This window comes from Paenibacillus sp. CR_12, assembly GCF_041953985.1.
In the GTDB taxonomy this organism is placed as follows: Bacteria; Bacillota; Bacilli; order Paenibacillales; family Paenibacillaceae; genus Paenibacillus_AQ; species Paenibacillus_AQ lautus_A.
On record NZ_JAVFHO010000008.1, the window covers coordinates 344,883 to 367,828 of the forward strand.

Here is a 22,946-nt window from a genome sequence, read left to right on the forward strand (position 1 = left end):
TGAAACATTCCCCGAAGGACCGAGGACACCCCCATCCCTTGCATGGTATTCTTGGAATAATCAATCTATATAAGGAAAGGAACGAAGTTTGTATGACGAAACGTACAATCTTAGCACCTCTGCTCATCCTGCTTGGCGCATACTTGCTCTTGAACCAAGGCGGTACCGTAGGCGCCGGTTCTATCTTTGCCACGTTCTGGCCTACCCTGTTCGTGATCCCGTTAGGCCTGTTTTTTCATTGGATGTACTTCTCGCTGGTCGGACGTCAGGGAATCGGGCTGTTGATACCGGGCGGCATTCTGCTCACAGCCGGTATTGTCAGCCAAATCGCTTCCTTGTTCGACTCTTGGGGGTCGATGTGGCCCGGCTTTATTCTTGCCGTTGCGGCCGGATTGTTCGAGTTCTACTGGTTCGGTTCGCGTAACAAGTGGCTGCTCATCCCGATTAACATTCTGACCGTCCTGTCGCTGCTGTTCTTCGTGGTATTCTCGATCGGACCCGTACTCAATTACCTCTCGGTCGTTCAGCCTGTCATCGCTGTGCTGCTTGTGCTTGGAGGAGCTTGGCTGATGCTCGGGCGTAAGAGGCACGGGTGAGCGCACGATTTGCCAAACCGTTAACAACGCATAAAGGCACTCCGAAGGTCGACTAACCTTGGAGTGCCTTTTATTTAGCGGATGCCGCCCATATCCATCAAGAAGATGCAGCGGCGGCTAAGGTTTCATTGCTTTGGAACAGATGATGGACGCTGCGGATATAACGGATGGTTCTCGTGCCGGAGTACATCATGACCGAATGCGTTTCGGCTCGCTGACCCGGCATATATTTAACCCCGCGAAGGAAATCTCCGGCCGTCACCCCGGTGGCTACGAAGAGCACGCCTTCCCGTCCCACCATATCCTCCATCGTCAGCAGCTGCTCGGGATGCTTCAATCCCATGCCCTGGCATCGGACGAAATCCTCCGGCGTCTCCGGTATGAGCCGTCCCTGGATTTCTCCGCCCAGGCATTTCAAGGCGGCTGCGGCCAGAACGCCTTCCGGTGCCCCTCCGGAGCCCACGTAGAGATCGACCTCACTGTCCGTGCAGGTCTCGATCGCTCCCATGACATCGCCGTGGCTCAGCAGCTTGATCCTTACCCCGGATTCTCGCAAAGCCCTGATCATCGTGCTGTGACGCTCGCGGTCGAGAATGGACACGGTCATCTCCGACAGCGGCTTGGATAAGATCTCCGATGCTTTTCGAAGGGTAACCTCAATCGGGTCATTCAAACTCAGCTTGCCCGCAAGCTCGGGGCCGACCGCAAGTTTATGCATATAAATATCGGGCGCGTGCAGCAGGGTTCCCCGTGGAGCCGCGGCAATCACGGACAACGCATTGTTCAGCCCGTTCGCCACCGTTTCCGTTCCTTCGAGCGGATCCACCGCCACGTCCATCTTCGCACCTTTGCGATTCCCTACGCGCTCTCCGATATACAGCATCGGCGCTTCATCCATCTCGCCTTCCCCTATGACCACGACTCCATCCATCGCTGCGGAATCAAAATGCTTGCGCATCGCTACCGTTGCGGCTTCATCAGCACTGTTCTTGTCACCTCTTCCTGTCCAGCGGGCGGATTGCAGCGCTGCTTCCTCCGTCACTCTTACAAGCTCCAATGCTAATGAACTCTCCATGATTGAATCCCTCCTTTTGCTATTTTCCTAACCGATGCTGCTTATTTCAGATAATTCATAATCAGTCCTGCGGATTCCTCAATCGCCTTATCCGTGACGTCGATGACGGGACACCCGAGCTCCTCGTACAGCGACAAGGCGTAATCCAGCTCCTCCTGGATCCGCTCCAGGGCTGCATACTGCACCTGATGCGGCAGTCCCATGACCTTTAAGCGCTCGCTGCGGATTTTGAGAAGATGCTCCGGCTCGATCGTAAGCCCGATGATCGTGCCGTTCGTGACCTCTCTGAGCTGGGAAGGCGGCGACATCTCCGGCACGATCGGGAAATTGACCGTTTTGTAGCCTTTATGTGCGAGAAACATCGACAGCGGCGTCTTCGAGATCCTGGATACGCCCAGCAGGATGATGTCCGCCTTCAAAATGGCGCTGACATCCTTGCCATCGTCATACTGGACGGCGAATTCCATCGCGTCCACCCGCCGGAAATAGCTGTCGTCCAAGCGGTGCAGCAGGCCCGGCAGCCGCTTGGGATAGTCGTTGAACGTGTCGGCAAAGGCCTGCATCATCGGCCCCATGATATCCACGGTGCGAATGTTGAGCCGGACGGCTTCTTCCCGCATGACCTCGCGAAGCTCCGGCTGAACGAGCGTATAAGCCACAAATCCTCCGCGCCTTGCCACCTCCTCCATCAATTCGGTCAATTCTTCCTCGTCGCGAACGTTCATATAACGTTTAACCTCTGTATTCGGAAGCTCGAATTGGCGCAGGGTGGCTTGAACAACCGCTTCAGCCGTCTCCCCGATGGAGTCCGAACAGATTGCTATGAAATGAGTTAATGCCTGATTCATCCGATTCCTCCCATTATTCCTCGGCTACCATGTCGAGCAGCATTTTGATAATATTCGTTTTTGTGATCCGGCCGACAACCTTCCAGTGCTCCCCCGGATTTCCCGTGGTGGATGGAACGACCACCGGCAGGCTATCGATTTGATGATTAATGATTTTTCGTGCGGCATCCAGCACCGTGTCTTCCGGCTGCACCGTTGTTACGTTGGCCCGGCGGGTCATGATCAGGCTTACCGGCATGGAGGAGGCCGTCGGGTTGCCAAGCGTTACCTTGAGCAGATCCTTACGGGACACGATACCGGCCAGATGGCCGTCGGCATCGGTAACGATCAGATTTCCCACGTTCTCCAGAAACAAGGATACAACGGCTTCGTGAATCGTCGTGGTCTCACGCACAATCACCGGAACGCCGTGCAGATCGCCAACCTTCATTTTGAGAAGGCGAAACTTTTCCTCCCGGTCGCGCGTTCCCCGCTTTCCCAGAAAGTACCCGACCTTGGGCTTGGCATCAATATAATCCAGAACCACAAGCTTGGATAAATCGGTGCGAAGGGTGGCACGGCTGACATTCAGCATCTCCGCAATCTGATCTCCTGTAATGGGTGCATGTTTTTTTACGATATCGACGATATCCTGCTGCCTTGTCGTCAGTTCGATAGTGATCCCTCCTGCGTGCATTTCCTCTACTTGCCGATATAATACGTCATATATAATATATATGCAACATATTTTCGTCTAAAAATGCATAATAAAGTATCAATAATTTTTGTTATACCCATCAAAAAAGGTTATAAATCCAAAAAAAAGCATGCTTTCAGGAAAATTCCTCCCTTAAGCATGCTCGTTATTCATTCCGCTAATCGCCACGATCATTCAGTTCTGAAAGTCCGTGCCCTTGCATTCCCCTTTTCCGCAAAATCCATAAATGATTTTCACTCCGTCGGTTGGAATCGTGTCCACCATCTCATCGCATCTGGAGCATATGATCAGGCCCCATTCCTCGTTCGCCTTGCCTTTGGCTGCCTCCGGACTTGTTAACGCTTTCATAACATTTCCTCCCCATGTTTATTCACTTTGCTGCAAGGCAGTTCCCGCTTGATTATCAAGGGGTTACAAACGATTCTCCACTTCATGCCAAAGACCGCTAACCAACCTCCTACGCTTCACCCATCCTTTATTTTCCACTATATTCTTAATGTATTGGGCAAGAAATAAAGATATGAGTAAATCATGTTTAATGTAACAAAAAACATGTTAAGTAATTTTTGTGTAATCTTATCTCATCTAAAAGAGAGGGATATCCTTAATTTGGCATGATATGATAATATATACTTCGGATTCCACTAAAAATCGACATTATAGACGGAGGGTTTGGATTGAATAACACATGGCAGCTCATTAAGAAAGGAAATACCTCATCCGCCATTGCCGCACTGGGCAATACGGGATTGGCCATCATCAAGGGGATTGCCGCTTCCATCAGCGGCAGCGGGACGATGTTTGCCTCCGCCATGCATTCGGTGGCCGATGCCGTGAATCAAGGATTCGTATTCGTAGGCAGCGTCCTGGCCGAGCGGAAGCCGACCAAGAAGTTCCCCACGGGCTTTGGCAGGGTCATTAACCTGGTCTGCATGGTCGCGGTGATCGTGGTCACCATCATGGCCTATGAAACGATACTGAAGGGCTTCAAGCTGTTAAAACATCCGGAAGAAGCCACGAATTTCTGGCTCAATTTCATTGTGCTGGCCATTGCTGTTATCATTGACGGTTCCATCCTGGTTAAAGCCATGAAAGAAATTATGAAGGAAACCCGCGCCAAAGCATCGGGACTTTCCTTGCTGCCCGCCGCTTTCAAAAATGCCGGCCGCGCCGCCCCGCCGACACGGCTTGTGTTCTATGAAGATATTGTTGCAACGCTTGGCGCCCTCTTCGCGCTGATCGCCATCGTGTTCGCGCATTTCTTCAATTTCCTCATCCTAGACGGAATCGCCACGATCCTGATCGGCTGTCTGATGGTGGGCGTAGCCTTTAAGGTCGGATATGACAACATGGTCGGTTTAATCGGGGTGGCCGCTCCGAAGGACGTGGAAGAGAAAATCTCCGGAATCATTCTTGCCGATCCGGATGTTCGTGACATCAATCGTCTGCGTATTCTGCAGGAAGGCCGTAATTATCATGTGGAAGCCTACATCGAGCTGAAAAAAGGGATGACCCTGGCCGAGGCCGGGCAATCCAAAATGAGAATCAACGCCCTGTTGACCCAGGATCCGAACATCTCGGACGTGACCTTGGGCATACTGGAGGACGACGGAATCAAGCTCTGGAATCCAAGAGAGGGTCTGGATCATCCGGGTCAATAAGGAAGAGGCATGCCTCAGAGTCCGTTTGGACCTCGGGCATGCCTCTTTTTTTATGCGATGCTTAATGATTGCGCTTCAGGAATTCGACCATCCGTGCATAAGCGATCTTTTCGTTGGCCTTCTTCGTAATCCCATGCCCCTCGTCTTCGAACACAAGATACTCCACGTCACGGCCCTTGGCTCTCAAGGCCTCGACGATTTGGTCGGACTCCTCTTTAACGACGCGCGGATCGTTGGCTCCCTGGATGATGAGCATCGGGTTCACCATGTCATCCAGATACGTAATCGGCGAATCCTTGATGAAGCGTTCTTTATCCCGCTCCGGATCGCCTATCCAGCGCTCCATAATCGGTTTCCAGTGTTCCGGCACCGAATCGTAGAAGGTAAACAGGTTGCTGACCCCGACGATGTCGATGGCCGCCTTGAAATAATCCGGATTCCGGCCCGCCAGCAGCAGGGTCATATAACCGCCGTAGCTTCCGCCCATCACGAAGAGCTTCTCGCGGCTCGAAATCCCTTGCTCGAACAGCCAATCCATGCCTGCCAAGCAGTCCTTGCGCGGTCCCTCGCCCCAATCCTGCTCCACCAATTTCACGAAGGAGCTGCCGTAACCGGTGCTTCCCCGGAAGTTCGGGCAGAAGATGTGATACCCTTTGGCCAGGATATACTGGAACATGGAGCGGAACTGCTTGCGCTCCGAGGCTTGCGGGCCGCCATGCGGCCAAAACACCGTATAACCGTTGGCCACGTTGTCTTTGGCGCGGAACAGGAGAGCCTCGATCTCCATTCCGTCAAAAGATGGATACGTCACGACATCCGGCGTCACCAAGTCCTCATCGGTCAACCCTGTCAGCACGTTCTTTGTGATCGGGCTCCATGAGCCGCCTGCATAACGGTAAATGTTAAGCGGCTTCACCGCACCCCGGGCGAGCAGGTACAGATTGCCGGACTTCGTGACGTTCAGCTGCTCCACGATGTCCGATGGAAGAGGAATGGAGGTTAACTCACCGCTGTCGAGCGAATAGGCATACAGTCGATCCTCTACCCCTTTTTCCGTAACGATGTACAGGGTTCGTGAATCCTTATGGTAGCGCAAGAGCTGGATGCTCTCCCGGTCGATGCGGCACAGGGGTTCAAACTTCCGCTGCGGGATGTCGTAACGGGCCACGTAAGAAAATTCGGATTCATAGTCTGTTGCAAAAATGACCTGGTCATTGCTGACAAACAGCACATCCCCCGAAATATGCACCTGTTCAGGCGTAGGCGTCAAGCACAGCGGCTCTTCGCCCTCTCGCTTCACGTAACTAACATAGTAGGTGTTGGCATACATTTTCGTATACGCGATGGTTTTCTCGTCGGGGCTCACGGCACACATTTCGGTCGACGTCGCCTCGCCCTCATGCAGCAAATGATCCTCCTTGGTGTCCAGATGATACACGCGCGAATTCAGGAAGGTCGGATTCCCCTTCGACGTGACATAATACAGTCGCTTGCCGTCCTCTGACAGATGCACGAAATAATGTTTGTCCTCCGCATCCGCCCCTTCGAACAAAGGCATCGGCTCGCCGCCGTTCCAGCGCAGCGCATGAAACTGATAATTCTCATTCCCGTCGCGGTCAAACGCCGTCAAGATATGCCGCCCTTCCGGGTCCAGCTTAATGAAGCTTGCGATCTGGTCATTGTATGTAAGCGGATAAGGGTAGGACGTCTCCCCTTCTAACTCCATGGCCCATAAATTGAACTTTCCGTTTAGACTGCTGCTGAATACAAGCCGTGACTCGTCTGCACTGATTCCGAAGGTACGAATGCCATACGTTTGAAAAAATTGCTCCACATCGGGCTTAGGAAAATCGATCATTCATTTGCCTCCCTGACCTCATCTTATTATCCATCGGTTAATAAATGGGTAACTCTTCCAAACCGCTGGATTATTCCCATTATAACGTAAAGCATTCTGGGGGTCACCGTTACATAGTCGGGCAGGTTACTAAGTCTGCAGACCGAGATGATGCACAAATTTTGACAGAGGCCTGTATATATTCCCGGCGCCCCCTCTTCTGCCCGCATATCTGCTGCAGGATTCCATATAAATGATAAGAACCATGTTTTTAATGACGAAGGGGGGATTCTCGTGCACCAAGACGAGATCGCGGAACTGGAACGTTCCATTGCGGAGATTACCGAGATCGCTACAGGCTTCGGCCTTGATTTTTACCCTATGCGATATGAGATCTGCCCGGCAGACATCATATACACCTTCGGCGCCTACGGCATGCCTACCCGGTTCAGCCACTGGAGCTTCGGTAAAACCTTCAATAAAATGAAGATGCAGTACGACTTCGGCCTAAGCAAAATCTACGAGCTCGTGATCAACTCCAATCCGTGTTATGCGTTTCTCCTGGACGGCAACTCCCTGATCCAGAATAAACTCATTGTCGCCCACGTCCTTGCACACTGCGATTTTTTCAAAAACAACGCCCGCTTCTCCGTCTCCAACCGCAATATGGTCGAGAGCATGTCCGCCACGGCGGAGCGCATCTCCCGCTATGAGATCGAACACGGCACGGAGGCGGTTGAGCAGTTCATCGACGCCGTGCTGGCGATTCAGGAGCATGTGGATCCCCATATCGTGAGGCCCGATAAACTCGATAAACAGCGCTACACGGCACGGCGGATGCAGGAGCAGAAGGAGGAAGCCAAGCGGCAGAAGCCTCCCGGCCGGTATGACGATTTATGGGAAATGGACGAAGACGGCGACAAACAAACCGATAAATCGCCGGCGGCGCCCAAGCGCTTCCCGCCCGAGCCGGAAAAAGACATCATGTGGTTCATTCAGGAGCACTCCGACATTCTGGAGGATTGGCAGCGGGACATTATGAGCATGCTGCGCGAGGAGATGCTGTACTTCTGGCCGCAGATGGAAACCAAAATCATGAACGAGGGCTGGGCTTCGTATTGGCATCAACGCATCCTGCGGGAAATGGACCTGACCAGCGAGGAAACGGTGGAGTTCGCCAAGCTCAACGCCTCGGTCGTGCAGCCGTCGCGCCACAGCCTGAATCCCTACTACCTCGGACTGAAAATCTTCGAGGATATCGAGCGCCGCTGGGATCGGGAGAAGATGTTTGATGTACGCGAATACGATTCCGATATTTCCTTCCTGCGCAATTATTTAACAAAGGAACTCGTGGAGGACCTGGACCTCTATGTCTTCGAGAAAAAAGGCCCGGAGTGGAAAATCACCGACAAGGCATGGGAGAACATCCGCGATCAGCTGGTCGTCTCCCGCGTAAACGGCGGCTCGCCGTTCCTCGTCGTGACCGACGGCGATCATCTCCGTTCCGGCGAGCTGATGATCAAGCATCTGTACGAGGGCATTGAGCTCGACCTGAAGTATATGGAGCGCACCATCCCTTATGTTTACCGGCTCTGGGGCAAACCCGTGCATCTGCACAGCATCATCGAAGGCAAACCGATTCTGTTCTCCTATGACGGCAAGAAGCTGCATCGACGGTTTATTTAACGGCGGTTGAAGCAGCAAAACAACGGTATAATCACAGCAGTACCCGCGATGAGTAGGATTGCTCCATTCGCGGGTGCTGCTGTTCGTTTACATATAGGCACATCAACCGTTCGCTTCTTGACCCCTGTTATACGCTGACCTTCTCGGATGAGGTTTCGATCTCGATATCGTGCTTCCGAATATCATATTCGTGTTGAAGCGATTCCAAATCATCGGCCAGCTTCTCCATCATTTTCACGAAGGCGGCCAATTCCTGCGAGCTTGCTGCCTGATTACGCGCGTTCATGGACGTTTTCTCCGATTCCTGCTCCACGAGCCCCAGCTTGCGAATAATGCCGCTGACCTTGTCCTGAATCTCATCCATCGCCTTCTTGGAGTTGGTGGCCAGCTTTCGCACTTCGCCGGCAACCACCTCGAAGCCTCTGCCTAACTCCCCGGCATGGGCAGCCTCGATCGCCGCGTTCAGGCCAAGCAGGTGGCTCTGATCCGAAATTTCCCGTATCAAACTTCCCATCTGCTCGATATGCAAAATTTCTTCGCCCAGCTCGGAAGTCAGCGTATGCGCCTTATCCTGCGCCTCCGCCGTTTTCATGGCGTTGTCGGCCATCAGCGCCGCACTCTGATCCAGTTCCACGATCATGGCCGTCAATTCTTGAACCGCGGTTGTAATCGCTTCCAACATTTTTTGCTGATCCGAAGCCAGGTTGCTGATTTTCTCTTTCTCTTTCATTTCGTAAGCTTCCAATACGAGCTGGGAATCCAGGTTAAACATTTTGCTCAGGGCATGCACCACTTGAATCCATTGATCCGGTACGAGCTTCTTCAATAAATCGGCGGCAATATCCAAATAAACCATGTAGCTTCCAAGGTAATAGTCCGTGGTCAGGCCGATTCTGGAGTGAACTTGTCCGATCTTAATCCGTTCGGCAATATAAGCATCGTCCACTCTTCCTGAAGCAAGCGACATCCAATACACCCGCTGTGTCTCCTTAAGCCGTTCCACGGTCGAGGTGCGTCCGATAATCTGCATCAGCTGCGGCTGCGTTCCGATCTGCGCGTAAAACCGGTCCACGACCTCTTCAACCACCTTCGCAAATACCTCACGATGATTTGCGAGAAGCTCCAATCCTTGCTCGTCCAATCCGATATACTCCAACTGCTGGCGTCTTTTCGGGGAAACATCAATCATTTCGAAAAATCCACTCCTAAATAGGTGATCCATATCACAGGTTCAAGTACTTAGGGTCCATTATAGCCTATATTTACCACCTCGGCATAATCCCAAAGTCCTAATTGTGTGTAGATTTGCACATACAATCGGGCAATCCCCTCCAAACGAGGAGAAGCCACCCGGTTCCACGGGCGGCTTCTCCAGACATTCCGCTTATGCTATTCCTTATTCGGTCTTACCGGTTTAACAGGCTGCCCACGTAACGCAGCAGCTCATTGGCGCATACCGGGCAGTACCCGTGCTCCTCGATCAGCCTGGAGCTTACCTCGTTGATCCGTTTCAGCTGCACGGCATCCGGCGTTTTGGTCGAGGTCGTAATTTTGACGATGTCCTTGAGGTCCGTGAACAGCTTCTTCTCAATCGCTTCCCGAAGGCGCTCATGATTATGGTACTCGAACTTTTTGCCCTTGCGGGAATAAGCCGAGATACGAATCATGATTTCCTCCCGGAACGCCTTCTTTGCGTTCTCCGAGACGCCGATCTGCTCCTCGATCGAGCGCATTAATCTTTCGTCCGGATCCATCTCCTCGTCGGTCAACGGATCGCGGATTTTCGTCCAGTTGCAGAACGCTTCGATGTTATCCAAATAATTCTCGAACAGCGTCTTGGCGGACTCCTCGAAGGAATACACAAAAGCCTTCTGGACTTCCTTCTTGGCCAGATCGTCATACTCCTTGCGAGCGGCGGCAATGAAATTCAGGTAGCGTTCCCGCTCCTCCTTGGCAATGGACGCATGCTGATCCAGCCCATCCTTGATCGCCCGCAGCATATCCAGCGCGTTAATGCACTGAAGATCCTGCTTAATCAAAGCACTGGATATCCGGTTGATGACATAACGCGGATCGATGCCGGACATGCCTTCCTCCAGATATTCGTTCTGCATCTCCTTCAGGTCCGCTTCCTTATAACCTTCAACCTCCACCCCGTCGTACATGCGCATCTTCTTGATCAGATCCATGCCCTGCTTCTTCGTTTCCTTCAGACGCGTCAAGACGGAGAATATCGCGGCAGATCGAAGCGCGTGCGGCGCGATGTGGATATGCTTCATGTCGCTTTGGCCGATCAGCTTCGAGTAAATCTTCTCCTCGTCGCTGACTCGCAGATTATACGGGATCGGCATGACGATCATCCGGGATTGCAGGGCCTCGTTTTTCTTATTGGCAATGAACGCCTTATACTCGGATTCGTTGGTATGGGCCACGATCAGCTCATCCGCGCTTATCAGCGCGAACCGGCCCGCCTTAAAGTTCCCTTCCTGGGTCAGGGAGAGCAAGTTCCATAGAAATTTTTCGTCGCATTTCAGCATCTCCTGGAATTCCATCAAACCGCGGTTCGCTTTGTTTAACTCGCCGTCGAACCGGTAGGCGCGCGGATCCGATTCGGAGCCGTATTCCGTGATGGTGGAGAAATCGATGCTGCCGGTCAAATCGGCAATATCCTGCGACTTGGGATCCGACGGACTGAACGTGCCGATGCCGACCCGGTTCTCCTCGGAGATCAATATCCGCTCGACTTCAACCTTTTCGATATCGCCGCCGTACTCGGTTTTAAGACGAAGCTGGCAGGCCGGGCACAAATTCCCCTCGATTCGGACGCCGAGCTCCTTCTCGATCTCCGGTCTTAGCTCCATCGGAATCAAATGCAGCGGCTCTTCCTGCATCGGGCAGCCGGCGATCGCGTATACCGCTCCCCGGTCGGTGCGGGAATGCTTCTCGAGGCCGCGCTTCAGCATCGTGACAAGCGTGGATTTGCCGCCGCTGACAGGTCCCATAAGCAGCAGTATGCGTTTGCGCACATCGAGCCTGCGGGCTGCAGAATGGAAGTACTCCTCCACGAGTTTCTCGACAGCCCGGTCGAGGCCGAAGATTTCCTGTTCAAAAAACTTATATTTTTTCTGGCCCCCGCTCTCTTCGAAACCGTAGGATTCGATCATGTCATATACACGGGCATGGGCCGTCATGGCTGGAGAGGGATCCTTCTTAAGTATTTCAATGTATTCCCTGAATGTGCCGCTCCACGCCAAACGGTCGCCTTCTGCCCGATACGATGCTATGCGTTCGAAAATATCCATATCGCTACCTCCTATGAGTCTGTTTATGGGGATTGGCTTCCATTCCACAGCGTCATTAGAAAACATTCCATTATCGAAAAAGTGTATTACATACCTATGCGGCTTGCTTGGAATAGTTGACCTTATTTTCGAAGTCACGCGTATGCTTTTTTATCTAACCACCGGTTCATTCTACACTCGGGTACGCCGCGAAAGCAGTCCCCATGCTATACTGAAATTACATTGACGTAACATTAGCAACTTTCGATTAAAAGGAGAGTCATCATGGCGATAAAGCATGAAGCCGAGCTGTACGCTCCCCTGAAGGCCTTTTTTGAATTAAACGGATATGAAGTCAAAGGCGAGGTACGAAATTGCGATCTGGTCGGCATGAAAGACGGCGCCGATGAACCGCTGATCGTGGAGCTGAAAAAAACGTTCAATCTGGCCCTGCTGCTCCAGGGCATTGAGCGGCTGAAGCTGACCCCGTACGTATACCTGGCCGTCGAGAAGAGCCGGGCGAAGAAAGGAGCGGTCAACCAGCGCTGGTCCGAGCTGACGGGGCTTTGCGGACGACTGGGATTGGGGCTCATCACGGTCACCTTCTACAAAACCAAGGCGCCCTTCGTCGAGGTGCTCTGCGAGCCGGAGATGGCCGTGCAGAAGGGCCGCACCGCCATTAGGCGCAAGGAACGCCTGCTGTACGAGTTTCGGGAGCGCAGCGGAGATTACAACACGGGCGGAGTGACGAGGGCCAAGCTGGTCACGGCTTACCGTGAGAAAACGCTGCGCGTTGCTGCTGCCATGAATGCAGCGGAAGCGGAGCAGCGCAGCATGCACGAAGCGGCCCTCGATGGGCGTGAGCTCCAAGAAAAAGCTGTCCCTGCAGTGCCGCCCGGCATTTCTCCCGCGGCTGTGCGGGATCGGAGCGGCGTGGGTTCGGCGGCAGACATTCTGCAGCGCAACTACTACGGCTGGTTCCGTCGGGTGAGCCGCGGACGCTACGTGCTGACGCCGGCAGGCGTGCAGGCCTTGGCAGACTATGCCACCGTATTGAAATCATAATGACCGGATCTTGTAACCCATACAAATCCGCCCACGAAAAAAAGCTGCGGATTGAGCCTATCAGCCTGGCTCGATCCGCAGCTTTGCTATGTTCAACGCGTTCGTAAAAGGAAATCTTCCATGTCTAATTCCGGGCCGTAAATTCCATCACGGCTTCGCTGATAAGATTCATGCCGAGCAGCAGCTCATCCCGCCCGGGATGCGTAAAATTCAGCCGGATGCACTCCCTGGTTCGATCTGCCGCCGAGCACATCGAGCCCGGAAGGAATGCCGCTCCCTTCAGCAAGGCCGCCCTTAGGAGCGCATCCCCGTCCAATCCTGGGGGCAGCTGCACCCAGAGAAACATCCCGCCGGGCGGTACCGCGTACCTCGAATCCTTCCATGCGCTGCGTTTCAGCAGCTCCACCATCAGCTTGAGCCTTGTTGCGTACTCCCGGTTGAGCATGTCGATATGATCCTCCAGCTTAAAATGCTTCGATTCCAGCAGATGGTGCAGCATCCGCTGGTTGAGCATGCTGGATTGCCAGTCGGCCATCTGCTTCACGGCCGTCATCATCTCGATCAATCGCCGGCTCCCGGCGGCCCATCCCGTTCGAAGCGCGGGGGCTACGGTTTTGCTGAAAGAGCCTACATACAGAACATGTCCTCCCTGCGGCTCTTCGAGCGAGAAGATGGAAGGAATGCGGGGCTTCGCATTCTTGGCATCCGCGAAATGAAGGTCGCCGTATGAATCATCCTCCACGACAAGAAGCCCATGCGAGACGCATAGCTTCAGCACCTGCTGACGCCGTTCCAAACTCCACATGACGCCGGTCGGATTGGTAAAATTAGGCGCAGCCATAAGCAGCTTCGGCTTATGCTGCCGGATCATGGCCTCCAGATGCTCGGGCAGCATCCCGTCATGATCTCCCTCCACAGGAACGATGACGGCACCTTGAAGACGCAGCACCTGAAGCAGTCCGGGGGAGGTCGGGTTCTCCACCAGCACCGGATCCCCAGGGTCCACGTACACCCTGACCAGCAAATCGATCGCCTGCTGGGTGCCTGTCGTCAGCAAAATATGCTGGGGCTGGACGCTCAGGCCTTTCCGCCGGGAGAAGTCCTCGCTCAGCCACTCGCGGAGCGGCCCATAGCCTTCCGCCTCACCGTACTGCAGGGCCAGCGGGTCCTCGGACAGCACCGATGTCGCCGCCTCCGCCAGAGAATGCAAAGGGAATAACTCTTCGGCCGGCAGCTCTTCCGCCAAGGAAATAAAAGAATCCCGCTTCGCAAGTTCCCTGATATCGCGCAGCGGGGATGACAAAAGGGTCTGTGCACGGGAAGCAAAGGAATACTGCATGGAAGTCCCCCCTCTAACCGTTATCAAAACCTCGGTTTTGTATTCAGGAGCCTCTTATATAACCTCTAAAAGGTATTCCTGATATTTATATATTATAACCTTAATCCTGCATTAGGCATAAATTTGCCTGCCTTGGCGGGTGTACAGGGCATACTTCTCGATGGCCTGCGCACGGGTGGAAACCCCGAGCTTCACGTATATTTTGCGAAGGTAGTTGTCGATCGAGCGGCGGCTTACCTGAATTTCCATGGCGATTTTGTCGTACGTAATGCCCTGGACGATCCGTTCCATTATAAAAGCCTCCGTCTCGGAGAGCTGGAGCCCGCCTTCGTTCATCGCAGAGGCCGTCAGCGGCCAGATGCCTTGCCTTACCCAGTCGAGCGGCAGCGAGGCAACGCCCTCCCGTAGTCCGGTAATCATATGTATGAGCTGGAAAGTGGATGCCTGCTTGGACAACAGGCCGCTCGCGCCGCGACTGATCAAAGACTGGAGCAAGGGAAGCCCGTCATTATCGGTCATAATGACGACATGGGTCTTCGGTGACAGCAGCTTCATCTGCTCCAACACCGCTTCGGACGTATGATCCGACAAATGATAATCCAATAGTACCAAGTCAGGAAGCAAATCCTCGACCATTCGAAGCCCTTCCGAACCCGAGGATGTCATTCCCTCTACGAGCAGATCCTGCTGCTCTTCCAAAATCAATTTCGTTCCCAGCATGCTTGTAGGTTGACTTCCGACGATAACTACCCGCCAAACCTGATTCATTTTCTAATAGACCTCCTGTATCAACAAACTTGGCTCTCTAGCATCTCTATTAAGTAAGCGCCGTCAATTCCTTGCGTTACCGTCATGCGAATTCCCGTTGTTTGCAGATATGGACAGACGCAAATTCCAGCCGTTATTCGCATAGAAAAAAGGTTAATTAATCCTATAGGCGCAGGGATTATGACGGCATGCATGGCGAATGTCTTATATGTATCCTAATTGATAATCAAATCTATACAGATTGTATCCCACTCTAACTTTCTAAGCAATCTCTTTTTCATAAAAACAAGTGCTATTGGTTCGTCTTTGCGAAAGTAATCCTGACATGATAGAATGATACCTGGAAAAAATGATAGATTTTGAGGGGTGATGAAATGCCAATGTTGGAGCCGGAAAACAATACCCCCTATAAATCCCGTGAGGAAGTGCATCAAAAGGGGCCATCCGCCAAATGGTTCTGGGTATTTTGGATTGTGCTGATCGGGCTGGGTACCACCGCAGCCTACCTATATAGCAATCATTTGAAAGAGCAAGTCGTGGTGCAGCTGCAGCAGGATACGCGCCAGGAGATGGCGGCATTCAAAGCGGAGTACGATCAAAGGTTTAACGAGCTGGTTCAGGAAATGGACGAGATGCAGAGCAAGGTTCAGTCGTTTAATGAGCTTCTGACCTTTACCAAGGATCAGGCTAGCGGCAAGACGGACAACAGCAACAAGCTGTACAGCCAATTAAGCCAAGTCGAGAAACAGCTGAAAGAGCTGGAACGCAAGATGGAGCTGCTGAAGTGAGAAAACTGAAGTATATCCGTCCTAAACAGTTAAACCGCACGTTTATGCTTGCCATTGCACCATTTATCGGGATGCTGCTGTGCATGTGGTTAATTACCGAGCCGCCGCGCCTGTCGCACGAAACCGCGGAGTACATACCGTCGGGCAGCATATCGGAACAATCCGCCGTGATCAAGCAGGATCTGGATCAAGCTGCAGTCTCAGCAGAACAGACGATATCCTCCATTGAAAAAACGGCCAAGCTCTATCGGCAGACGACCGCTACGGTAGGAACCATTCTGCAAACAGCGGAATCACAGGCCGCGCGGCCGGAGCAAATCTATAATCGCCGGATTACAGCCAAACTGGGTGTCCCGATCGAGACGGTCAACAGCGACCGGATTCGAATCGAATTGTACAAGATCAATCCGGGCACCTATCATGGCTATGCGATGAAGGTCAAACTGAAGGATCCTTCCGCAATGAAGATGTCGCTCGGCAGCGAAAGCGGCAGACCCGGATCCGTCGAAACCACGATGCGCGCCGTAAGCCGGCATGGCGCCGTTGCGGGGATTAATGCCGGCGGATACGCTGACGGGAACGGGGGCAGACATCCGCTGAGCACGACCTTTTACGACGGCAAATACGTCTCGGGATTTCAACCGAGCTTTAAGGATCTGGCCTTTGTCGGCCTAAGCAAATCCGGCAAGCTGATCGGCGGCAAGTTCTACAGCCAGAGCGACCTTGACCGGCTCGATCCGATGTTCGGGGCCACCTTTGTGCCGGTGCTGCTCCAAAACGGCAGGAAAACGACGATCCCGGACAAATGGAAAACGACTCCCGGCCGGGCACCACGCACGGTCATCGGCAATTACAAGGACGATCAGCTGCTCATCCTCGTTACCGAAGGATATGATGAGAAGGGGAAATCGGGAGCCACGCTGCAAGAGCTGCAAACCAAACTGAAAAAAATGGGCGTGATCGACGCCTATAACCTGGATGGCGGCGGTTCCGCATCCCTTGTTCTGAACGGACGCGTCGTGAACAAGCCGTCGGACGGCAGTCTGCGGCCGGTACCCACGCACTTCTTGTTTTTCAAATGATAGAGTCGGCACTCATATTCTCGTTTATTTTTTGGCCCAAGGTGGTTATAATAAAGTTAGCTTAGCAGGAGGTGGCATGAATGTCGTTCTCATTAACATTTTGGATCGTCATGCTCGTATTCGCCCTTTATATGGTTGGCATTTGGACCGCGGCATACAACGATGACAAAACCAAAGGCCTGTAAGGCGACTCCCTCGTATATCGGGGGAGTTTTATTTTTTTTCGGACAAAAAAGGCACCGCTCATCAGCGATGCTCAAAAGGAATTTCATCGTTCACATATAAGGACATTAGGCATGTTTAGGAAGCTGCTGCATTTCGGACATGCATTGCGAACAGATATAGCGCTCCTTAAACTCGCTTACGCCGTCCATGGAGCCACAGAAGACGCATTTCGGGCGATAGCGCTCCAATATAATATGGTCCCCCTGTACAAGGATTTCTACGGGATCCCCCTCGTTCATTTGATATCTCTTGCGCAGAGACTTAGGCAGAACGATTCTTCCCAGCTGATCAACTTTACGGACAACACCAGCAGGTTTCATAACGATTGTACACCTCTTTCATTTTCAACAAGTGATTTCTGACACCACAGTTCCAGAACTGATAACAAGGGCCTAGTATAATAGTTCGATAAAAAGTTGTCGAATCCTGCTGGATGTTAAGAATTTCTTAGTTTTTTTCAACATCAACTAGGTATACTGGATGATTTTCCCCAAAAATGCGCGATTTTTCAGCTGTTCTTATTCCATACCCGGGAAATCCAGCTGGCGCAGTGCCTCATATACCATAATCGCCGCGGAGTTGGACAGATTCAACGATCGGACCTTATCCGTCATCGGCATGCGGATGCAATGCTCGGCATTTGCGGCCAGCAGTTCCGGAGGCAATCCCTTGGTTTCTTTGCCGAATACCAAAAAATCCCCATCCTGATATTCGATGTCCATGTAACGCTTGGTAGCCTTCGTCGTAGCGTAGAAATAACGCCCTTCCGGATAGAGCGCCTGCAATTCCTCAAAGGAATCGTGATATTCAATATGTACGGCGTACCAGTAATCCAGTCCGGCCCGTTTCAATGTCTTGTCGTCTGTATTAAAGCCGAGCGGACGGACCAGGTGCAGATGCGTGCCCGTGGCGGCACAGGTTCTGGCGATATTGCCCGTATTCGCTGGAATTTCCGGTTCGACTAGTACGATGTGTAATGCCATGTTGATAAGTCCACCTTTTCTTCTGTTTTATTTTATTCTTATTATAACCGATTCCATTCCGAATTCCCGGGATATCCAGAAATAACCTTCCGCCAGCTTGGCGGAAGGTTATCGTGGTCTGATCTCATGAAATTAGCTGTGGCTGTTCTTGAACTCCTGCATGAATTCCACGAGGGCCTGAGCGCTCTCGTAAGGAACGGCATTATACGCGGAAGCCCGCAAACCGCCGACGCTGCGGTGGCCCTTGAGGCCTACAAAGCCTGCTTGCTCCGAAGCCTTTACGAATTCCTTCTCCAGCTCCTCGGAGGCAAGACGGAACGTAATGTTCATATCGGAACGCACCTCTGCGTTCACGCAGCCGCGGTAGAAGCCTTCGCTGCTGTCGATGGCATCATAGATCAGACCCGCTTTCTTGCGATTCAACGCTTGAACACCTTGGAGGCCGCCCTTCTCCTCAATCCACTTCAGCACTTCGTTGATCATGTAAATGCCGAAAGAAGGCGGCGTGTTGTACAGCGAGTTATTTTTCAAATACGTATTGTAGCGAAGCATAGTCGGCAGATGTTTAGGAGAATCTGTAATCATGTCCTCTCTGACGATCACGACCGCCACGCCGGATGGTCCGAGGTTCTTCTGCGCACCCGCATACACCATCGCGAACTGGTTCATATCGAATGGACGGCTGAGAATATCGCTTGACATATCACCGATGAGCGGAACGGAACCGGTATCCGGGAATTCCTTAAACTGGGTGCCTTCAATGGTTTCATTGGAAGTCAGATGGAGATAAGCTGCATTGTCCGACAGCTTAATGTCTTGAATGCGGGGCAGAGTCATGTATTTGCTCTCTTCGGAAGATGCCGCCACATGGGTATCGCCGATCAGCTTGGCTTCTTTGATAGCCTTGTCCGCCCAGCTTCCCGTCATCACGTAGTTCGCAACCTGGCCTTGACCCAGGAAGTTCATCGGAATCATGGCGAATTGCGTGCTTGCGCCGCCCTGGATGAACAATACCTTGTAACCGGATGGATTCCCCAGCAGGGACAGCAGGCGCTCCTGCGCTTCGTTATGAACGGCTTCATAAACGGCGCCGCGATGAGACATTTCCATAATCGACATGCCGGTATTTCCGTAATTGACGAATTCGGCCTGGGCGCGCTCCAACACTTCAAGCGGCAATGCAGCAGGTCCTGCGTTAAAATTGTATGCTCTCTTGCTCAAAAGACTCTCCACCCTTTCTCTACTATGAATGCTAATTAACGCTAATCATAGCAACAATCCCATAGACCTTCAAGTGTAATTATTCACATTAAATTGTTCCGGTTACCAGCAGAAGAATTGGTACTTTCTGCTCCAAGATCTCTTTTCTCCGGGGGCCAGGCTTAACCGAACAAACACTTCCGGCGAAATAACGTGTCCGGTCCCCCACAGGGCCATATGCGCAACCGGAAAATCGCTGATCTCCCTTACCCCCGCCCTGCGGGCACTGTGCGTCAGCTCCCATGAATATGGATAATCGCCGCCGTTGAAGCCTTTCATTCTTCCATAAAAGGGCTTATGCGGTCTGGCGGTCCAGCCTATCTCGTTATCCTGGACAGACAGCAATTCCGAGGTATAGTCAGATTCGACCTCCGTAAACCGGACAGGAACCGGCAGCTTCAGCTTATACTCGGGTCCTACCGCTTCCTCGTTGATCCCTATGAAATTGTGGACATACTCCTCCGTATCGATCCTTCGGCTTCCTTCGTTAATAAGCTCGTAATCTATCGTTAATACGGTATCTTCAATCGAGATCTTCTTCACCAATCTTGCTGCATAGCCGTTTATGCTCCTGGAACGAACCGTATAGGAGATGTTCGAGTCACCCGAAATGACATCCACATCGAAAGGCTCCGCCGGATACGCATGCTGAAAGTTATACGGGGCCTCGCTGACCCGTTTAAGAAGGCCCACCCCTAATTTAGGAAACCAATCTCCAACTTCGGCCTCCGCGTACCCCATCCCTTCATGGAGTCCGAACTCGTTGCATAACCCGGACCCGGCCTGCGGGTTAAACCCTTCCGCAAACTCATGAACACAGAAGGTATGGCCGCTCTCGCTCAATTTCACCTGGGTGATGAAACCCGTGCGGTCAAAACGCGTGCCTTGATAACGTCCGACTTTCGCTATTTCGACTTCCAATCGTCCGTTCGCTAGTTGATGTCCCACAAACCATCGCTCCATTCATGATGAAGAAGCCCCGGCCGACTTCTCTGCCAGGGCTTCCGAAATTTTTATAAGTGCGAATCAGGCAAGCTCGACGTGTATCAAAGCCCGTTCGCTGCCGGATAACGAGGACAGCATGCTGCGATCCAGGTCGACTGCCCCGGGATCTTGACTGCGCAGCTGTATCTTTTCACCGTTCAGCGTAACCGATTGAATCGCATAGCTTCCGTAATCCAACCGGTTTGGATTGCCGTATACGATTTGAAGCTGTTTTCCGGCAAACCCGGTAGTGACCGTGGCATGGCCGTCGGCATCGAATTGAGCAGACCTTAGTTTCGGTTCCAGGCGAAGATGTCCACGGTTCCCTTTCACTCCAAACACCTCGGTCAGCATGGTGAGCAGCAGCCAGCTTGCCGACCCGGTAAGGTAGGGATACATCCCCCTTCCCTTCTCGTTAATGTACTCGGGAATGCCCGGATACATGCGGCTGCGTTCAAAATCCTGGCTCAGATCATAAATCGAACGCAATACCTCGTAGCCCTCTTGGACAAAACCTCTCTTATAAAGCGCATTGGCGTACATGACGCTCATATGGCTAAACATGGCCCCATTCTCTTTATGTCCGAACGCGAAGCCGAATGCCCGCCCGAGGTTTTGTTGGATCTCGCCAAAGTTCGAATTGAGGCGGTAACCGATGCTAGGGTCTTTTAAGTAACGGTCAACCGATTTCGTGATGTGCCCAACCTGTTCATCGTCCGCAATTCCGCCCATGACGGCAAAGACCTGGCCTGTTAGCGTCATGCGCACGCCCAGGGGATGATCGCCTTCCACGCGGGCGCCGTCATTATTGTAATACCCGTTAAACCAGGAGTACCCTTCTTGGCTCGTGATCCATTCGTTGCAGCGCAAATGCTGAATGAGCCAATCCGCCTTCAGCTTCAAATCCTGCACAACGTCCGCAATGCTGAATTTCCGTTTGTTCCCGGTCACGGACACCTTGACGGCCTCATAATAGCTATCCAGCAAATTCAGCTTGCCCTGTACGTCCTCGTAGGAGACGGGAGCCGTCACCGAATCGAGAAGCACCGCCATTTCCTCCGCTATTTCCACATGCTCGACGCCTTCCGTATCCTGCCACGCCAGCAGCAGATCGCCAAGCTGCATCAAATTGCTGGCATAAAACGCCGTGAAGGCCACGCTCTCCCCTCTGCCCGGAGCAAGGTCCAGACCGTCGTTCCAGTCGGCTCCCTCGAGTTTGATGTTGTTGTGTTCGCCGACGTTAAAGAACGGCACCAGATTTTGAAGCAGCATATGCTCCAGGACCGTACCTTCGTATACCTCGCCGCTGACGGTCAAGAGTCGATTCCCGTGCTCAGGCAGCCACCCGGGGTCCTTCTCCTGGCAGCGTTTTACGAATACGTCGCGGAAATAGGTCTGCGGCTGCTTCAGGAAATCCATATCCCCGCTCTGATCGATGTAAAGCAGCGTGGTCATGAAAGGCCAAGCGCCGTGATCCATCCATACGCGCGGAATGTTGTTCCGATCAGCAACGAATTCGCCCGGCTTCGTGCCGATGATCGTAGCATTGCTTCCGTCAATCCGGACGCCCGCATAGTTATTGAGCAGCAGATACCGAACCTCGGCAGGCTCCATAATCATCAAGGCCAGGCAATCCTGCCACAGGTCGCGCCATCCGCGGCCACCTCGGCCGTAATCATGATATGGAAGAAAGGAATTCCCGTATAAACGGCGCAGGATCGGCTGCAGGGTAACCCATTTCATCCATAGATCCTGCTGCGGATCACCGGTCTGGAAGAATACCGTATTCAGTTTCTCATTCCAATAGGCTTCGTTCTGCGCAAGCAGCTCATCAAACCGCTTCTCCGATAAATACGTTTCGGACAGCCTTTCGATGTCTGCGCGATCCTTCGCTATGACCATTGCCATAACATAGGCTTTGGATTCACCGGGCCGCAGCTCCGCCTCCGCGAACCGCAGGCCGCCAAGGGCCTCGTACCCTTCCATGGAGTCTCCAGCCTGCGCATATGCCGGCTTATTGGCAATGACGGCCTCAGGCCAATCGAGAGCTCCGCCCTCCCCGATGTATTCCTCGAGCACCGGGAAATGACCGATTGGGGCTGAGCCGTCCCCCTCCGCACCCAGCACGCTGTAGGATACGCGATTGATACGGTGACCCCGTTCGTCAAACGAGAGCACGGGCTGCACTTCGACCCCTTCCCGATGGACATAAATCCGATGCAGCAGGGATGTCACATGACGATGGTCCCGCAGATCATCCGCCGAACGGCCATACAGCGGAACAGCCGCGGTAGGGGTCAGTTTAAGCGTCTGCTGGCCTACATTGGTCAGCGTTACTTTCATTAACTCGATCTGGTCATCCGTCACCGGCACGAAGCTGGTAACTTCCGTTTGCAGCCCGGCCTCCCCGTTCATCCGCTTCAGCTTGTGCCATAGGAACCCGGCTTCCAATTGGCCCTCTTCTTCATGATGCATGAACCGGTTCGCATTCTGCTTGGCGGAGTTTCCGGATACGGACCATGCGCCATGCCCGTCGATGTGCACCCAAAAGTTGCGCGCGGACTTGGAATTATGAAGATCCTCCACCGATACCGGCGACATCAAAAACGTATTGTGGCTGCTGGTCATTTCGCCGTGAAGATTCGGCGTGATGGCCGACATCATGCCCGCCTCGTTGACCAAAGGAAAATATAAATAGTTATGAAGTTCAGGATGACGCAGCGTAAAGACGCCCTGATCCCCCTCGAACTTCCATCCCGTTGATTTCATAT

The 22,946-nt window shown here is 52.8% G+C and carries 20 protein-coding genes; 6 read left to right on the forward strand and 14 right to left on the reverse strand.

Annotated features, from left to right (window positions below):
- Positions 1-92: 92 nt before the first annotated feature.
- Positions 93-596, forward strand: coding sequence for a hypothetical protein (locus RB297_RS25380; protein ID WP_009595848.1), 504 nt, complete (start codon positions 93-95; stop codon positions 594-596).
- A gap of 97 nt (positions 597-693) precedes the next feature.
- Here RB297_RS25380 and glpX read toward each other — a convergent pair whose 3' ends face one another.
- From glpX to RB297_RS25400, 4 genes are all read right to left on the reverse strand, one after another.
- Positions 694-1,671, reverse strand: a complete 978-nt coding sequence (gene glpX, locus RB297_RS25385; RefSeq protein ID WP_096776395.1) for a class II fructose-bisphosphatase — start codon at positions 1,669-1,671, stop codon at positions 694-696.
- Between the two features lie 41 nt (positions 1,672-1,712).
- The gene (locus tag RB297_RS25390; protein ID WP_009595762.1) at positions 1,713-2,519 is read right to left on the reverse strand and encodes a pyruvate, water dikinase regulatory protein; all 807 of its coding nucleotides are present in this window, start codon (positions 2,517-2,519) and stop codon (positions 1,713-1,715) included.
- A gap of 13 nt (positions 2,520-2,532) precedes the next feature.
- Entirely contained in the window at positions 2,533-3,195 is a 663-nt protein-coding gene (locus RB297_RS25395) for a helix-turn-helix transcriptional regulator (protein ID WP_009595798.1), read from the reverse strand.
- 195 nt (positions 3,196-3,390) lie between these two features.
- Complete coding sequence (locus tag RB297_RS25400) at positions 3,391-3,564, reverse strand: GapA-binding peptide SR1P (protein ID WP_015737095.1); 174 nt, start codon at positions 3,562-3,564, stop codon at positions 3,391-3,393.
- A gap of 329 nt (positions 3,565-3,893) precedes the next feature.
- On the opposite strand from RB297_RS25400, the gene RB297_RS25405 reads away from it, so the two are divergent.
- Entirely contained in the window at positions 3,894-4,877 is a 984-nt protein-coding gene (locus RB297_RS25405; protein WP_375121744.1) for a cation diffusion facilitator family transporter, read from the forward strand.
- Positions 4,878-4,938: 61 nt separating this feature from the next.
- Here RB297_RS25405 and RB297_RS25410 read toward each other — a convergent pair whose 3' ends face one another.
- Complete coding sequence (locus RB297_RS25410; RefSeq protein ID WP_213579608.1) at positions 4,939-6,735, reverse strand: S9 family peptidase; 1,797 nt, start codon at positions 6,733-6,735, stop codon at positions 4,939-4,941.
- A 273-nt stretch (positions 6,736-7,008) separates the two neighbouring features.
- On the opposite strand from RB297_RS25410, the gene RB297_RS25415 reads away from it, so the two are divergent.
- The gene (locus RB297_RS25415) at positions 7,009-8,400 is read left to right on the forward strand and encodes a SpoVR family protein (RefSeq protein ID WP_096776397.1); all 1,392 of its coding nucleotides are present in this window, start codon (positions 7,009-7,011) and stop codon (positions 8,398-8,400) included.
- A 127-nt stretch (positions 8,401-8,527) separates the two neighbouring features.
- Here the strand turns inward: RB297_RS25415 and RB297_RS25420 are convergent, their stop codons facing one another.
- Entirely contained in the window at positions 8,528-9,589 is a 1,062-nt protein-coding gene (locus RB297_RS25420) for a globin-coupled sensor protein (RefSeq protein ID WP_192570769.1), read from the reverse strand.
- Between the two features lie 217 nt (positions 9,590-9,806).
- Entirely contained in the window at positions 9,807-11,702 is a 1,896-nt protein-coding gene (locus RB297_RS25425; protein WP_096776399.1) for a PrkA family serine protein kinase, read from the reverse strand.
- A gap of 264 nt (positions 11,703-11,966) precedes the next feature.
- Here RB297_RS25425 and RB297_RS25430 point away from each other — a divergent pair, with 264 nt between their 5' ends.
- On the forward strand, positions 11,967-12,746 hold the full coding sequence (locus tag RB297_RS25430; RefSeq protein ID WP_277746779.1) for a DUF2161 family putative PD-(D/E)XK-type phosphodiesterase: 780 nt from the start codon (positions 11,967-11,969) through the stop codon (positions 12,744-12,746).
- A gap of 124 nt (positions 12,747-12,870) precedes the next feature.
- Here RB297_RS25430 and RB297_RS25435 read toward each other — a convergent pair whose 3' ends face one another.
- Positions 12,871-14,085: an aminotransferase-like domain-containing protein gene (locus RB297_RS25435; RefSeq protein ID WP_096776401.1), complete on the reverse strand. Its 1,215-nt coding sequence runs from the start codon at positions 14,083-14,085 to the stop codon at positions 12,871-12,873.
- A gap of 111 nt (positions 14,086-14,196) precedes the next feature.
- Entirely contained in the window at positions 14,197-14,853 is a 657-nt protein-coding gene (locus RB297_RS25440; protein WP_009595829.1) for a DNA-binding response regulator, read from the reverse strand.
- Positions 14,854-15,233: 380 nt separating this feature from the next.
- On the opposite strand from RB297_RS25440, the gene RB297_RS25445 reads away from it, so the two are divergent.
- Both RB297_RS25445 and RB297_RS25450 read left to right on the forward strand, forming a co-directional pair.
- The gene (locus RB297_RS25445; protein ID WP_009595774.1) at positions 15,234-15,641 is read left to right on the forward strand and encodes a hypothetical protein; all 408 of its coding nucleotides are present in this window, start codon (positions 15,234-15,236) and stop codon (positions 15,639-15,641) included.
- Entirely contained in the window at positions 15,638-16,723 is a 1,086-nt protein-coding gene (locus tag RB297_RS25450; protein WP_015737103.1) for a phosphodiester glycosidase family protein, read from the forward strand. The genes RB297_RS25445 and RB297_RS25450 overlap by 4 nt, the downstream gene beginning before the upstream one ends.
- Positions 16,724-17,013: 290 nt before the next feature.
- Here RB297_RS25450 and RB297_RS25455 read toward each other — a convergent pair whose 3' ends face one another.
- The 5 genes from RB297_RS25455 to RB297_RS25475 form a co-directional block, all read right to left on the reverse strand.
- A complete protein-coding gene (locus tag RB297_RS25455; RefSeq protein ID WP_009595823.1) occupies positions 17,014-17,268 on the reverse strand; it encodes an AbrB/MazE/SpoVT family DNA-binding domain-containing protein in 255 nt (84 codons plus the stop codon).
- A gap of 198 nt (positions 17,269-17,466) precedes the next feature.
- A complete protein-coding gene (gene trmL / locus RB297_RS25460) occupies positions 17,467-17,931 on the reverse strand; it encodes a tRNA (uridine(34)/cytosine(34)/5-carboxymethylaminomethyluridine(34)-2'-O)-methyltransferase TrmL (protein ID WP_036659940.1) in 465 nt (154 codons plus the stop codon).
- 132 nt (positions 17,932-18,063) lie between these two features.
- A complete protein-coding gene (gene serC, locus RB297_RS25465; protein ID WP_096776402.1) occupies positions 18,064-19,152 on the reverse strand; it encodes a 3-phosphoserine/phosphohydroxythreonine transaminase in 1,089 nt (362 codons plus the stop codon).
- A gap of 102 nt (positions 19,153-19,254) precedes the next feature.
- A complete protein-coding gene (locus RB297_RS25470) occupies positions 19,255-20,139 on the reverse strand; it encodes a hypothetical protein (protein WP_375121745.1) in 885 nt (294 codons plus the stop codon).
- A 78-nt stretch (positions 20,140-20,217) separates the two neighbouring features.
- A complete protein-coding gene (locus tag RB297_RS25475) occupies positions 20,218-22,944 on the reverse strand; it encodes a GH36-type glycosyl hydrolase domain-containing protein (RefSeq protein WP_375121746.1) in 2,727 nt (908 codons plus the stop codon).
- Positions 22,945-22,946 lie beyond the last annotated feature (2 nt).

What these genes read in the sequence shown, in the direction of transcription:
- RB297_RS25400 (WP_015737095.1), bottom strand. Translation starts at nt 3,564, where the DNA reads ATGAAAGCGTTAACAAGTCCGGAGGCAGCCAAAGGCAAGGCGAACGAG.
- RB297_RS25430 (WP_277746779.1), top strand. Translation starts at nt 11,967, where the DNA reads ATGGCGATAAAGCATGAAGCCGAGCTGTACGCTCCCCTGAAGGCCTTT.
- trmL (WP_036659940.1), bottom strand. Translation starts at nt 17,931, where the DNA reads ATGGCATTACACATCGTACTAGTCGAACCGGAAATTCCAGCGAATACG.
- RB297_RS25425 (WP_096776399.1), bottom strand. Translation starts at nt 11,702, where the DNA reads ATGGATATTTTCGAACGCATAGCATCGTATCGGGCAGAAGGCGACCGT.
- RB297_RS25445 (WP_009595774.1), top strand. Translation starts at nt 15,234, where the DNA reads ATGTTGGAGCCGGAAAACAATACCCCCTATAAATCCCGTGAGGAAGTG.
- RB297_RS25380 (WP_009595848.1), top strand. Translation starts at nt 93, where the DNA reads ATGACGAAACGTACAATCTTAGCACCTCTGCTCATCCTGCTTGGCGCA.
- RB297_RS25455 (WP_009595823.1), bottom strand. Translation starts at nt 17,268, where the DNA reads ATGAAACCTGCTGGTGTTGTCCGTAAAGTTGATCAGCTGGGAAGAATC.
- RB297_RS25420 (WP_192570769.1), bottom strand. Translation starts at nt 9,589, where the DNA reads ATGATTGATGTTTCCCCGAAAAGACGCCAGCAGTTGGAGTATATCGGA.
- RB297_RS25395 (WP_009595798.1), bottom strand. Translation starts at nt 3,195, where the DNA reads ATGCACGCAGGAGGGATCACTATCGAACTGACGACAAGGCAGCAGGAT.
- glpX (WP_096776395.1), bottom strand. Translation starts at nt 1,671, where the DNA reads ATGGAGAGTTCATTAGCATTGGAGCTTGTAAGAGTGACGGAGGAAGCA.
- RB297_RS25440 (WP_009595829.1), bottom strand. Translation starts at nt 14,853, where the DNA reads ATGAATCAGGTTTGGCGGGTAGTTATCGTCGGAAGTCAACCTACAAGC.
- RB297_RS25475 (WP_375121746.1), bottom strand. Translation starts at nt 22,944, where the DNA reads ATGAAATCAACGGGATGGAAGTTCGAGGGGGATCAGGGCGTCTTTACG.
- RB297_RS25390 (WP_009595762.1), bottom strand. Translation starts at nt 2,519, where the DNA reads ATGAATCAGGCATTAACTCATTTCATAGCAATCTGTTCGGACTCCATC.
- RB297_RS25435 (WP_096776401.1), bottom strand. Translation starts at nt 14,085, where the DNA reads ATGCAGTATTCCTTTGCTTCCCGTGCACAGACCCTTTTGTCATCCCCG.
- RB297_RS25410 (WP_213579608.1), bottom strand. Translation starts at nt 6,735, where the DNA reads ATGATCGATTTTCCTAAGCCCGATGTGGAGCAATTTTTTCAAACGTAT.